This window comes from Acinetobacter sp. YH16044 (assembly GCF_013417145.1).
In the GTDB taxonomy this organism is placed as follows: Bacteria; Pseudomonadota; Gammaproteobacteria; order Pseudomonadales; family Moraxellaceae; genus Acinetobacter; species Acinetobacter amyesii.
This window is the reverse complement of sequence record NZ_VPEK01000009.1, coordinates 15,188-28,140: the sequence shown is the minus strand read 5'-3', so window position 1 is coordinate 28,140 and position 12,953 is coordinate 15,188. Positions and strand designations below refer to the sequence as shown.

Here is a 12,953-nt window from a genome sequence, read left to right as displayed (position 1 = left end):
GCATATAAAAAATCCTCCTAAGCGGAGGATTTTTCGACTAAAACTGTGTGCAGTTTAGAATTTTGCTTCTAATACATTCGCTGACACTTGGTTTTTCCAAAGCTCACGTAAAGTCGGTAGATAGAATTTTTCACCTAGCTCGACCAACTCTGCATCAATCAAACCATGAACTTCGTGCATGAATAAATAATCAAGTTCAACGGTTTGTAATTTTGACTGTGCTTTTTTATATTCTTTACGTTTTTGCTGTGCTTTTTTTACCAAGTTATCTGCATAAGCACGGTCTTTATATTGGGCAATAGCATTCAAACGTAGCTCAATTACGCCCCACCCACTGAGTAGCAATTTAAATTTTTCAAAATCTGTCGTTGTCGATTCCCAGCTCATTTCTTCTAGATTTTCATTTTCAGGCAAAACGGGTAGCAAAAGCTCCATAACACTTGGGAAAATCTTTTTAAAATTCAATATAAATTTAACAGGATGCTCGCCCGGATAGTCTTTAAATTGAACGTTCTTTTGGACATCTGTCAAATAGATGGTGAGCATTGGGGGAAATCCTTAAATAAAATACTGTCTTGCAAATATTTATTCAAACAAATGTCAAATAGCAACGAAAACAGAAAAAGAAAGGCATTTTAACAAGTGTGCCAATGAATTCAAAGCCCAATCCAATGAATTACTCTCTTCCAACATTGGCCTTGCTTCATTTTTTCGTTACCCAGTTTTTTATAAATCATCCAGTTTATATCTATACTTTTACAGCTGAAAATGAATCAAAAGAATCTGTATTAGGCAGTATCTAGCTGAAAAATTGATGAATCATAGATCCAATAAAAAGAGAGGCTGAATATAAATCAGCCTCTCTACTTGTTTACAAATACTTTAGATGAATGATCTCAAAAAATTTATTTGGTATTTGGTGAAACCATTTGCTCAGGACGAACCACTTCATCAAATTGCTCAGCAGTGACTAAACCGAGTTCTACCGCAACTTGTTTTAAGGTTTTTCCTTCCTTATATGCAGTTTTAGCAACTTTTGCAGCATTTTCATAACCAATTACAGGATTGAGTGCCGTAACTAACATTAATGAATCATGTAAGAAATGGTCGATTTTTTCACGGTTTGGCTCAATGCCTACTGCACAGTGGTCATTAAAGCTATTACATGCATCACCGAGGAGTTGAATAGATTGCAATAAGTTAAAGGCAATAACAGGCATAAACACGTTTAATTCAAAGTTACCCGATGCCCCAGCAACATTAATGGTTGTGTCATTTCCAAGTACTTGAGCAACCACCATCGTCATGGCTTCACTTTGAGTTGGATTGACCTTCCCTGGCATGATGCTTGAGCCTGGTTCATTTTCTGGAATGCGTAGCTCACCAAAACCACAGCGTGGGCCACTGGCTAACCAGCGCACATCATTAGCGATTTTATTTAAACTTGCAGCAAGTGTTTTTAACGCACCCGACGCAAATACAGCTGCATCACGCCCTGCAAGTGCTTCAAATTTATTTGGCGCAGTGACAAATGGCAGACCCGTTTGTTTCGCAAGTTCTGCTGCTGCTTTTACAGCATATTCAGGATGTGCATTCAGACCTGTACCGACCGCTGTACCACCTAGTGGTAATTCATACAGTCCTTCTAAAGCTTGATTTAAACGCTTCAAACCATGATCTAGCTGTGAAACATAGCCGCTAAACTCTTGGCCTAATGTTAAAGGCGTTGCGTCCTGTAAATGTGTACGGCCAATTTTAACAATATCTTTAAATTCGTTAGATTTTGCTTCTAAGGTATTACGCAGTTTTGTTACTGCAGGAATTAAAAGCTCATTGATTTGTAAACTTGCAGCCACATGGATTGCAGTTGGGAATGAATCGTTGGTCGATTGAGCACGATTGACATGATCATTGGGATGGACAGGTTTTTGTGAGCCCAACGGATTACCCAGTTTTTGATTGGCAATATTGGCAATGACCTCATTACAGTTCATGTTACTTTGCGTGCCTGAACCAGTTTGCCAAACTACCAGTGGAAATTGTGCATCCCACTGCCCTGAGATCACTTCTTCGGCTGCATTGACGATATAACCAGAAAGTTCCTGAGGGATTTGACCCAATGCTGCGTTAGTAATCGCTGCTGATTTTTTAACGAGACCCATTGCACGAATCATTGGACGTGGTAAACGTTCACCACCAATTTTAAAGTTTTGCAAACTACGCTGTGTTTGTGCACCCCACATCGCATCGCTAGGTACTTCAACATCGCCCATTGTGTCATGTTCAATACGTGTTTGCATAAATGACCTCATATCCTTATCTATAAAATTGAACGTCTGTGCAGAATCAAATTCTGCTGATAAATACAGTTTAGGTAACTTTTTTAGCCTTGTAAATAATAACCATTATCAATTATACGTGTTTTATTTGATAATCTTTATCGTGATTTTATAAAGAAAATCATGCACGACGATTAAATTTACCCAATACAAGACGAGTTAATTCCCTCTTAATGTTTGTTGATAGAAACGCCATTCATCTTCTAGCATTTTCTTTAAATCTTGTTCAGGCTGCCAATCAAAAGTACTTTTCGCTTTCTGTGTACTTGCCCCAAGCTGGTCATATTCATGGCTTGGATAAAAAGTAGATTCGACAGTCTTAATCTCGGCCTTAGTTACTTCTGAAAGCGTATCTAATAGTTGCTGTATCGAAACCAACTCACCTGAAATATTAAAAGCCTCACAGGCGAATTGCTGCTGCGACAACCATTGCAAACATTGCCACACCGCCTTACAACAGTCGAGTACATGCAAGAAACTCCGTTCCACAGTACCATCTCCAGTTTTAGCTTGTTTGCGAAGTTCGATAAAATCTCGTTGTAAAGCCCCAACTTGCATCGCAAGCGGCACGATATTTTTTGGCAATGGCGCAACAAACTCACCTAAAACTGCATGTTCGAAAGCACCTGCGACGTTCCCTAGACGCAAAATCGCAATTTTCCACTCATTATCAGTACGTGCGGTATCCCGTATAATTTCTTCCACCATTTGTTGAGATTTCACATAGGGATTTGGATAGGTAAAATTGATTTCTATGTCTTCTGTTAATTCTGCCGACGACTGACCATATACCGCTAAACTTGATAAATGGATCAGTGTTCGTACACCTGTTCGCTGCATGGCACGCAGCAAACTCATGATACAACTGACATTATCATTATAATATTCAAGTGGTTTAAGGACGGATTCTTCCAATGACTTAAAGCCTGCCGTATGAATGACAGCATCGACGGTATATTGTTCAAATACTTTATTGAGTGCGGGAGTATTGCGAATATCGAGTTTGACAAAAGGCACATACATGCCTGAAATAAATTCAAGTCGTTCAAGTGTTTGTAAATTTGCATTGGATAAATTATCCACAATAATGACTTCTTGACCTTGAGCCATTAAACTCAAGGCTATATGTGAGCCTATAAAGCCTAAACCACCAGTCACTAAAATCATTGTTTAGATACTCCTTATAGTTATCAAGCTTTTACAAATCTTTGGCATCATCTTGGTGTCGTCACCAACTTATCTACAGATCTAAATTTTGAAACTTCGCCTCAGCATTTTTCATGAGCCGAATAATCTGCAAGAGCATTCTAGTTTTATCTTACTGCTTTAGAATTTTGACTGTGTTGCAGTTATGGATATTAACTGTATTTGATTTACGACAAATGACCTCGCTAGCGATCAATTTTGAAGACATCACAAGTTTTCGTGGCATTTGAGTTGAAGGGTTTTTGAAGAAGATATTTAATAATAGTTACATTGCGAAGCATGTTAGACAGCAACAAAATATTAGAAATGATCTTATCGAATGAGCAAATTGAATTGAGCAGTCTGACTATTTTTGAGGTGGAGAAGCAGGATGTGAACGCCAGATGAATCATCAGAAATATTCATCTGGCAAGATGTTGCCAATGTAACTATAGCAGCAGCAAAAGTTTGAAATCGCAAATATCTAGCAAACTTAATTTAGCGGATATAGCCTTTTTTAATCATGGCTGAGAATAGGAACTCGTAAACTTTTAAGATCATGCTCACCAAATAAGACCCATATTTTCGCCATAAAGACAGTCCAACAAAATTCAGCAAAACCGCAATGATCAGCGCTCCCGCCATATCCATTGGATAATGCAAACCTAAATAGACTCTCGACCACGCCACAAGAAAAGCGAAAGCTAGAAATACATAGCCGACAGCTTTTTGCTTTGAAAAAATATAAGAAAATGCAATCGTACTAAAAAACAGCATATGATCACTCGGGAATGATCCATTCGGTGAATGTTCTATAATCGTGCGTCCAACATCCAAGACAAAGGGTCTAGGATAGTAAAAGAAACTTGAAATCACTTGGCTGATAAGAAAAGCGACGATAGTAAACACAGTGGCTTTAACGATTTGTTTTTTGATATCAAAATTGCCTTTAAACCAAGCCAAAAACATCAAAAGAATCACGATATAAAATAGATCATTGGCTATAAATATGGCAAAAGAAATGGTGAAATCTAAAGCATTGTCCGAAGCATTGATTGAATTAAATAAACTTAAATTAAATTTCTCTATATTCATGAGTTGGTTTAAAAAATGAAAAGATCATAGCACTCTGTAAAATCAAAAATTGCGTTTTATTCATACAAAGATTTTTCAGTATGTAACCGCACAGTTTATTTATGAAAAACTGACGGCTTGAAGCTGAATCCAAAATAAACCAAAAGTTATATTTGAAGAAAAATTGGCAATGACTTCGCCGCCTAAATAAGCAAAACTTTGCAAATATTCAGATCATTGAGTAAATCATTGTATACTAGCTTTTTCTTCTGAACTCAGAACAAACTGTCGATCTAGACCGTTTATTCATTTAGTGAATTTCGATGAGTACTCTATTACTAATTACCTCCTCACCCACTTCGATATTGGCTTGGCATGCTTTGGGCCTTGCCCAAGCGCTGAAGCAGAAAGGCGAAAACTTTCGGGTTTTTTTCTATCAAGATGGTGTAAATGTGGCAAATGCCCTGCAATGGGTGCCAGATGATCAGCGCAAACTCAGTAGTGAATGGCAAAAACTCGGCATTCGTTTACCTGTTTGCGTAAGTGCAGCTCTCGCACGTGGGATCACAGATCAGGAAAATGCACAGCGTCACAATATTCAGCAACATAATTTAGCTGAACAATTTGAACTTGTGGGCCTAGGCGAACTTGCCGATGCCGTACAAGCTGCTGACCGTTTATTGCAATTCTAAATATTTTGATTGCCGCGCATTTGTAGCATTGAAAAGGAAAATTACGTGAAATCTGTACTGGTTGTTTTAACTCATGCAAATCTTGCAAGCTTACAAGTACATGAAAGTCTTTCTGCAACCATGGTGCTTGCAACCTTCGGCTGTGACGTTAAAGTGTTGCTCAAAGATGCTGCGCTGAGCTTACTTCAGGCAGAACAAGAGTTTAATCAGCTCAAGCATGCATTTAAACTCGCATCCAACATGGTTGATAGCTTTGAGTTTTATGATCTCACCCCGATTTATATTGAACAAAAAAATTCACAGCATCCTTTTGTGATCAACAGTGAACAAGAACTCGAATTTGTTCAATTCAATACCGAATTGATTCAACAATTCGATCATGTGTTGTATTGGTAAAAAGAGGAATGATGATGTCAAATTCTACGCTGTATTTAGTCCAAGCCAGCTATGCCAATACCCTACAGCACATCCAGCAGTTAGCCAGTTTAATCAACCCTGAAGATGCAATCATCTTGATGGGTGAAGCAGTCTTACATATTGCAGATGAACAAATTCAGCAATTTGGCACATGTTATGTACTCGAAAATGATGCTGAGATTTTAGGTAAAAGTATGAATTATAGTCATATGAAAGTAATCGACTATGCCGCTTTTGCTGATCTATGCCTTGGATTTAAAAGATGTATTTCACTCAAATAATTTGAGTAAAAGCGATCCATTTCTACAATCTTCTCTTTTGGAATGAATATGAATCTTGAATTAGACCAAGATGGCCATTTGGTGGATTACACTATTTGGAATGAAGCTGTTGCCCAAGAACTGGCTAAAAGTTTAGAACTTGAGTTAAGCCCTTGGCATTTTGAAGTTTTACAAGCTGTACGACAGTTTTATCAACAGTTTGGTCACTCGCCGGCAACTCGCCCACTCATTAAATTTTTAATGAAAACGGTAAGCGCTGATATTAATAATGCGGTGTTACAAGACAAATTTAACACCGGTTTGGTCGCTCGACATTTAAGTCGTTTAGCGGGCATCCCTAAACCTGCAAATTGTTTGTGATTTTAAAGCAACCCAAATACCGCTTAGGCTAATTTGGCTAAATAGATGCAAATCAGCATCTTGAAGAAAGCCATAAAACAGCTTAGGCAGGTTTTAATTGATTTAGAGCGATGTAATAGGCTTGGGTAAATATCGGTTTGACCTGTTTGGCTTGGATCGGTTCAGCACAACATGAGCACACTAAAACCGGTTTAAATTTTTGCCCACATGCCTGATGGACATATTCAACAGGTGATCCTAAGCCCTGATCCATATATTGATCAGCCCAATGGGTCATAGCTAGAAGGATTGGATACAAGTCTAAGCCTTTTTGCGTCAGTCGATATTCAAAACGTTCCTGACGCTCGACATAAGCAACTTTGGTTAAAATACCTTCTTCAACCAAACGCTTTAATCGGTCGGATAACACATGACGCGTCACACCGAGATTTTGTTGAAAGTCATCAAAACGTCGAATGCCCATAAATGCATTACGGATAATCAACATGGTCCAACGATCCCCTAGCACTGAAAGCGCACGAGCGATTGAACACGGTTGTTGACCAATATCATCCCATTTCATTTTATGAACCATCAAAAATAACGACCAACACCCAATTTAATTCATGCCTGTTGATTTTGCAAAATCCTTTTCAATAATCTTTGATGTACAAATCATAAATCCACCATCGTTTCAACGCATTCATTTTATCTGCTTGATCTGTAAATGAACTAAAAATGTATTTTGTCTTTATTGTCCTCAATTATTTCTAGCCATGCACGCGTTGCGGGACTCATGGCAACAGTGGTATTCCAGGCCATACTGAGTTTCCAGTCTAGGTTTGGATTTTCTAATTCAGCCATATGGTATTTTGCCGCATCAAGTTGTTCACAATAAATTTTAGGCAGGAGTGCAATCCCGACATTTGAATCTACCATTTTGGCGATGAAGTCCCACTGGCTACTTTTACACACTACATTGGGCTCAAATCCGACGTAATTTGCCGCCTGTATAATGATGTCATTGAGTGTGAAGGTATCATCATATAATAAAAAGGATTCTTCTTTTAATTCAATCAACGAAACGGTTTTTCGCTTACGCCACTGTGAGTTTTTTTTGGACAATAGACACAAAGGTGACTCCATCACTGGAATACCACTCAGCACCGGTTTCAAGTGACCCAAAATAATCCCGACGTCGACCTGTTTTTTTAAAATGGCACTTTCTATACCTGTCGCCCCAACCTCAAAAAAGCTCAGTTCAATATTGGGGTATTTTTTATGAAACAGCGCGATTAACTGACTGAACAACACTGATGCCAATGGCGGTAAACCTAGGGTCAATTTACCTTGTTTTAAGGCACGAACTTGGGTAACGGTATCAAGCATCCGTTGTTGTTCATTCAATATCACTAAGGCATGCTGATAAATCTGCTCTCCCATATAGGTGAGCTGTGCTTCCCTTTTTCGACCTGCTTCTCCTTTATGAAATAAAGGCACGCCGATCTCGTCTTCTAACTGACGAATTAATTTACTAATGGTCGGCTGAGTGACAAAAAGCGCTTCTGCTGCATGACTAAAACTCTGTTTTTGTACGATGGTCACAAAGACTTTTAGGCTTTTAATGTCCATTATTATTCCATTTAAGCATAATTAATAATTAATTATTCATAATTATACAGGGTATGCACTTTTAAAATAGCGTCATCTCCTATTCTACTGTCGTCTCATGGATACGTTTCCACAATCTACTTCCAAATTTACCCAGTTTCTTAAAACTTTAGCGCAGCTAAGTTTATTGATATTGATCTGGTGGATTGGCTCTTGCATTCAATCTTGGTTTAACTTGCCGATCTCTGCTGGCGTGATTGGTTTATTGCTCCTTTTAGCCGCATTGTTGAGTGGTTTATTTAAAATGCAGTGGATCAAACAAGGCTCAGATTTTATTTTGGCTGAACTGGTTCTATTCTTTATCCCCTGTGTAGTTGGATTAATTAAATATCAAGATTTATTACTCAGCTCTGGCTGGCAGTTAATTTTAGCCGTGGTACTGGGTACCGTCTGTGTCATGGTGTTTACAGCATTTACGGTTTATTGGGGCTTTAAACTCGAGGCAAAACTTAAAGCGAAACACCAAACTGCGACAGATCATGATGTCAACACAGCAGGAAAAACCTTATGAACGATTTTGGGTTGAACAGCATCTCTGTATTGTTTTTCGTCCTGACCCTTGTCGGTTATATTTTGGCGAAAAAGCTACATCGTAAGTTACCGTATATGGTTCTTTCCCCTGCACTATTCGTCCCGTTTGTGCTGATTATACTCATGCTTTGCTTTCATATTTCATATGACACCTATATGCAAGAAAGCCAATGGATTGTATGGATGCTCGGCCCTGCCACTGTGGCCTTTGCTATTCCCATCTATGAATATCGACAAATTATCCGTCAGCATGCGCTGAGTATTAGTTTGGGCATCGTGATTGGCATGTTAGCAGGAATTATCAGTGCTTTTTATTTGGCACAGTTGTTTCAGTTTGACCAAGAAACGTCTTATAGCTTAATGGCACGTTCCATTTCTACCCCCTTTGCCATGGAACTTACCTCGAATATTGGGGGTTCAGTCGAATTGGTGATTCTATTTACCATGATTACTGGGATTGCCGGCGTGGCTTTGGCTGACCTAGTTTTGGCTGGGCTTAAATTGCATTCACGCTTTGCGCAAGGTGCGGCTCTTGGCAATGCTGCACATGGATTTGGTACAAGTAAGGCGTTATCACGTCATAAAGAAGAAGGTGTTGCAGCCTGCTTGAGCATGGTACTAGCTGGGGTCTTTATGGTATTGCTTGGGCCATCACTTATTCATTTGGTCATTTATCTATTAGGATAAAATAAAAAGCCCAGTGCATTAGCTGGGCTTTTTTTAAATCAGGAGTTAAGTCATTTCACTGTAAAAACTAAGCAATTACATAATGTAGTGCTATGACAAACGCTAAGAGACTCGACACTTCTGTAATTTCAATCGCTGCACCAATTGTATCTCCCGTTACGCCACCTATACGCTGAATAAATTTCCATCGCAAATACAGTAAAGTACAAATAAACGCGAATATACTCACCACTCCAGTCCAGCTAAAATACAAACATGCACTTAGGCAGAGTATAAAGACCAGGTATGCCGACTTTCGTGGAATAGTTGCTGCTATCGATGAGCCCAAGCCTTTTTCACGAACATACTGAGTTGTTAAAAACAAAAATAAAGGGGCTAAACGACCTAATACTGGAAATACAATTAATGCCAAATACATTTGCTGTTGTAGCAAAACATAAAGCGCCGACCATTTGAGTAAGCAAATCACGACGAGGCTCAACACACCAATCGGCCCACATGCAGGGTCTTTCATGATTTTAAGTGTACGTTCGGCATCACCAAAGCCACCGACCCATGCATCTGCCGTATCGGCTAAACCATCTAGATGTAACCCACCTGTGAGCCAAATCCAAACCACAAGCAAAATGCTACTGAGTAAGATGATTGGCAGGCTGTGAAATGTAAAAGCAAGCAAGGCAAGAATGCCACCGATCAGCAATCCCACCACTGGATAAAACAGTAAAGACTGTCCATTTTGCTGTTTCGATGGCATCGCTTTAAGTTGAATCGGAAAAGTCGTGAGAAACTGTAGAGCAATCCAAAAAGGTGTCATTCACTTTGCTCCAAAAGACGAATATTTGCACGATTTTGAACAATGAATGAATTTAATTGTCCCAATTCGGCAGTCATTTCTAATAAATCATCTAAATGACATTGCTGTGCCATACATTTTAACAATTTAATCACGCCACCATGGGAAACCAATAAAACGCGGTGCCAATGATGCTGTTGAGCCTGCAAGACTAACTCATCTAGACCGCTTAATATCCGATGTTGAAATTGCTGAAGACTTTCTGCATTCGGTGGCGTAAATGTGCTGGGACTTTGCCAAAACTGTGCGAGTAACTCTGGAGTGTTTTCATAGATATGCTTGGTTGATACCGCTTCCCAGTCGCCAAAATGAATTTCTTGAAACTTCGCATTTTCAAACATTGGACATTTGAGTTGTTGAGATAAATCTAAAGCAAATAAACGGCAGCGCTGTAAGTCAGAAGTAATGATGACATCCCAACTCGCTAAACCGTGTGTATGTATGACGTTCAATACATCATCTATGGTCTGCTGCATCTGCTGCCAACCTTTTTGCGTCAAAGCATCATCTGTAGAGCCACGTAAGGTATGGCTCAGTTCAGTCTCACCATGACGCAATATATCTAAACGGAAATGTTCCATTTAAACTTTTTCACCAATCACAGCAGCTTGTGCAAAAGTCGCCATGTTGTTATGTAAACGACATGCCAAACGAATTAAACCCAATGCCGCACCGGCACCGCTGCCTTCACCTAAACGTAAATTCAACTTCAAAAGTGGATCAGCTTCAAGGGCTTGGAGTAAACGTTGGTGCCCATATTCAGCCGATTGATGACCAAAAAGCATCCACTCACGTACAGCAGGATTTAAACGAACAGCGACCAAGGCAGAAACCGTACTAATAAATCCATCCACGACCATTGCCAGACCCAATTGCGCACAGCGAATGTACGCTCCAACCATCGCGGCAATTTCCAAACCACCTACAGCACATAGAGCTTTAAAGACATCTTGGCCGACATAGTCCTGATGTAAAGCTAAAGCTTGATCAATCACTTGTTTCTTATGTGCCAATTGTTCAGCACGAATACCTGTACCAACACCTGTCAGTTTTTCGGCCGGCTCATTAAATAAAAAACATGCAACAGCAGAAGCAGAACAGGTATTGCCAATGCCCATTTCCCCTGCGACATAAATTGACGCACCTGCAGCGATAGCATCTTCAACACTTTTACGGCCGAGATTCATCGCTTCAATACATTGTGATTCGCTCATCGCAACAGTTTTAGCAAAATTTGCTGTACCCGCTGCAATACAGTAGCGCTCTACCCCTGCATATTCATAAGCGTCACCTACCGAACCACAGTCAATCACTTGTAGTTTGGCTTGATACTCACGTGCAATGACACTAATACATGCACCACCGGTCGTGAAGTTTTGTAGCATTTGGCGTGTGACAGCTTGAGGATAGGCCGAAATATTTTCTTCCATCACGCCATGATCACCTGCAAAGATGGTGATCCATGGGAAATCGATATTGGGCTGATCTGTGTTTTGTAATGATGCAAGTTGCACCGCTACATTTTCAAGTTCTGAAAGTGAGCCCGTAGGTTTAGTTAGCTGTAACTGGTGTTTTACCGCCTGTTGCTTAGCTTCGATACTCGGATTTTGACAGGGTTCTTGCCACCAGTTCATGCTTTATCTCCTTTTAAGATTATTGGAAAACCTGCAACACAAAACACCACATGGTCAGCAATTTGACCAATTTGTTGATGTAAGCGCCCAGATTCATCGACGAATTTTCGACTGATTTGTCCCATGGGAACAACGCCTAGTCCAGTTTCGTTACTGACTAAAATAATGTCTGACTTTAATGTCGGTAGCACCGTAAGTAATTTTTGGCATTGTTGCTGTTGAAAGTCTGCTTGTTCATGCAGCAATACATTACTCATCCACAGCGTTAAACAATCGATAAGAATGGTTTGATGAGCTTGGTCTATTTCAACTAAGCGATCGGCTAAATACAAAGGCTCTTCAATCAGCCCCCAATGTTCAGGTCGGTCCGCTTGATGATGCTGAATTCGCTCCTGCATTTCCTCATCATAGGCTTGTGCTGTAGCCACATAGATGACGGCTTGAGCACTTTCTTTGGCTTTTTGTTCTGCAAGTCGGCTCTTACCTGAACGCGCCCCACCCAAAATGAAATGAATCATGACTGTGCCATCTCTATATTTTGTCTGAACTGATGTTGATAATAAGGACTCAAAGCCCCTTGTAATACTTGAGCCTGATAATGACCAAAAGTCAGTTGCTCGCTTTCAAAATCAAAGCTGTGCTGCTCAATTTGTTGGATTCTTTCAAAAATATCATCGCTATTCCACGCCCGTTTATACAAGCCCAATGTGATATGCGGACAATATTCGATTGGTGCAATTTCATTCGAACTTAAATTCAAAGCTTGACGTAGATGGTCTAACTTACGATCTACATCCACAATTTCAATAAACAGCGCGCTTTGAAAGCTATTGATCTGACCTGTACGTAACCGAATATTAGATAGCGATAACTGTCGAAGTTGTTGTCGGTGCAGTGCCAATTCATCTGCTGAGAAATTATCATTCCATCGTTGTTCAGAATGATCTATTAATTGGGTTTTATTTAACTCTTCAATAAAGCCACAAATAAACACGGTAATATGAAATTGGCGCGTATTTGGCGTGTATAAAAGATCTGAAAACTGCGCTCGAAGTGCTGCGAGATACGCCAATAATTCAGGATCCTGTATTTCTATATACCACAAAGCATAGTGCTGACGACCTTGATGCCAATCGGGATAATCCTGATTGAGCGTCGGTACGACTTGCATTGAGGGTTTTAAAAACACAGATAAATCACTTTAAATTTAATCTGCTTTATTAAAGCATGAATCAAAACAGACTTTGCCC

17 protein-coding genes are annotated in these 12,953 nt (G+C 39.6%); 6 read left to right on the top strand and 11 right to left on the bottom strand.

Annotated elements, in window-relative coordinates; genetic code table 11:
* Nucleotides 1–54: 54 nt before the first annotated feature.
* From FTV38_RS07585 to FTV38_RS07570, 4 genes are all read right to left on the bottom strand, one after another.
* Complete coding sequence (locus FTV38_RS07585; RefSeq protein ID WP_180022115.1) at nt 55–546, bottom strand: hypothetical protein; 492 nt, start codon at nt 544–546, stop codon at nt 55–57.
* Between the two features lie 359 nt (nt 547–905).
* Nucleotides 906–2,300 (bottom strand): class II fumarate hydratase, encoded by a 1,395-nt coding sequence (gene fumC / locus FTV38_RS07580; protein WP_180022114.1) that lies wholly within the window; start codon nt 2,298–2,300, stop codon nt 906–908.
* A gap of 198 nt (nt 2,301–2,498) precedes the next feature.
* Nucleotides 2,499–3,506 (bottom strand): SDR family NAD(P)-dependent oxidoreductase, encoded by a 1,008-nt coding sequence (locus FTV38_RS07575; protein ID WP_180022113.1) that lies wholly within the window; start codon nt 3,504–3,506, stop codon nt 2,499–2,501.
* Between the two features lie 516 nt (nt 3,507–4,022).
* Nucleotides 4,023–4,619: a phosphatase PAP2 family protein gene (locus tag FTV38_RS07570; protein ID WP_180022112.1), complete on the bottom strand. Its 597-nt coding sequence runs from the start codon at nt 4,617–4,619 to the stop codon at nt 4,023–4,025.
* Nucleotides 4,620–4,921: 302 nt separating this feature from the next.
* Here FTV38_RS07570 and tusD point away from each other — a divergent pair, with 302 nt between their 5' ends.
* From tusD to FTV38_RS07550, 4 genes are read left to right on the top strand one after another with little or no spacing between them, the layout of a single operon-like run.
* Nucleotides 4,922–5,290, top strand: coding sequence for a sulfurtransferase complex subunit TusD (gene tusD / locus FTV38_RS07565; protein ID WP_078190984.1), 369 nt, complete (start codon nt 4,922–4,924; stop codon nt 5,288–5,290).
* Between the two features lie 45 nt (nt 5,291–5,335).
* Nucleotides 5,336–5,686 carry a hypothetical protein gene (locus FTV38_RS07560; protein ID WP_180022111.1) on the top strand — a complete coding sequence of 117 codons (351 nt, stop codon included), beginning with the start codon at nt 5,336–5,338 and terminating at the stop codon, nt 5,684–5,686.
* Between the two features lie 14 nt (nt 5,687–5,700).
* Complete coding sequence (locus tag FTV38_RS07555; RefSeq protein ID WP_180022110.1) at nt 5,701–5,988, top strand: DsrH/TusB family sulfur metabolism protein; 288 nt, start codon at nt 5,701–5,703, stop codon at nt 5,986–5,988.
* Nucleotides 5,989–6,036: 48 nt separating this feature from the next.
* Complete coding sequence (locus tag FTV38_RS07550; protein ID WP_111884335.1) at nt 6,037–6,348, top strand: TusE/DsrC/DsvC family sulfur relay protein; 312 nt, start codon at nt 6,037–6,039, stop codon at nt 6,346–6,348.
* An 82-nt stretch (nt 6,349–6,430) separates the two neighbouring features.
* Here FTV38_RS07550 and FTV38_RS07545 read toward each other — a convergent pair whose 3' ends face one another.
* Both FTV38_RS07545 and FTV38_RS07540 read right to left on the bottom strand, forming a co-directional pair.
* On the bottom strand, nt 6,431–6,910 hold the full coding sequence (locus tag FTV38_RS07545; protein ID WP_078191046.1) for a helix-turn-helix domain-containing protein: 480 nt from the start codon (nt 6,908–6,910) through the stop codon (nt 6,431–6,433).
* A 149-nt stretch (nt 6,911–7,059) separates the two neighbouring features.
* Nucleotides 7,060–7,959 carry a LysR family transcriptional regulator gene (locus FTV38_RS07540; RefSeq protein ID WP_180007851.1) on the bottom strand — a complete coding sequence of 300 codons (900 nt, stop codon included), beginning with the start codon at nt 7,957–7,959 and terminating at the stop codon, nt 7,060–7,062.
* A 97-nt stretch (nt 7,960–8,056) separates the two neighbouring features.
* Between FTV38_RS07540 and FTV38_RS07535 the strand changes: the two genes are divergently transcribed.
* Together FTV38_RS07535 and FTV38_RS07530 are read left to right on the top strand one after the other, a co-directional pair.
* Nucleotides 8,057–8,509, top strand: coding sequence for a CidA/LrgA family protein (locus FTV38_RS07535; protein ID WP_180022109.1), 453 nt, complete (start codon nt 8,057–8,059; stop codon nt 8,507–8,509).
* Nucleotides 8,506–9,216 carry an LrgB family protein gene (locus tag FTV38_RS07530; protein ID WP_171262654.1) on the top strand — a complete coding sequence of 237 codons (711 nt, stop codon included), beginning with the start codon at nt 8,506–8,508 and terminating at the stop codon, nt 9,214–9,216. The genes FTV38_RS07535 and FTV38_RS07530 overlap by 4 nt, the downstream gene beginning before the upstream one ends.
* A 67-nt stretch (nt 9,217–9,283) precedes the next feature.
* Here the strand turns inward: FTV38_RS07530 and FTV38_RS07525 are convergent, their stop codons facing one another.
* The 5 genes from FTV38_RS07525 to FTV38_RS07505 are packed head-to-tail and all read right to left on the bottom strand — an operon-like array spanning nt 9,284 to nt 12,892.
* Nucleotides 9,284–10,030, bottom strand: a complete 747-nt coding sequence (locus FTV38_RS07525) for an adenosylcobinamide-GDP ribazoletransferase (RefSeq protein ID WP_180022108.1) — start codon at nt 10,028–10,030, stop codon at nt 9,284–9,286.
* On the bottom strand, nt 10,027–10,650 hold the full coding sequence (locus tag FTV38_RS07520; RefSeq protein WP_180022107.1) for a histidine phosphatase family protein: 624 nt from the start codon (nt 10,648–10,650) through the stop codon (nt 10,027–10,029). The genes FTV38_RS07525 and FTV38_RS07520 overlap by 4 nt, the downstream gene beginning before the upstream one ends.
* Nucleotides 10,651–11,703: a nicotinate-nucleotide--dimethylbenzimidazole phosphoribosyltransferase gene (gene cobT / locus FTV38_RS07515; protein WP_180022106.1), complete on the bottom strand. Its 1,053-nt coding sequence runs from the start codon at nt 11,701–11,703 to the stop codon at nt 10,651–10,653.
* Nucleotides 11,700–12,221, bottom strand: a complete 522-nt coding sequence (gene cobU, locus FTV38_RS07510) for a bifunctional adenosylcobinamide kinase/adenosylcobinamide-phosphate guanylyltransferase (RefSeq protein WP_180022105.1) — start codon at nt 12,219–12,221, stop codon at nt 11,700–11,702. Before cobU ends, cobT begins: the two co-directional genes overlap by 4 nt.
* Entirely contained in the window at nt 12,218–12,892 is a 675-nt protein-coding gene (locus FTV38_RS07505) for a 2'-5' RNA ligase family protein (protein WP_373686289.1), read from the bottom strand. The genes cobU and FTV38_RS07505 overlap by 4 nt, the downstream gene beginning before the upstream one ends.
* Between the last annotated feature and the right edge of the window lie 61 nt (nt 12,893–12,953).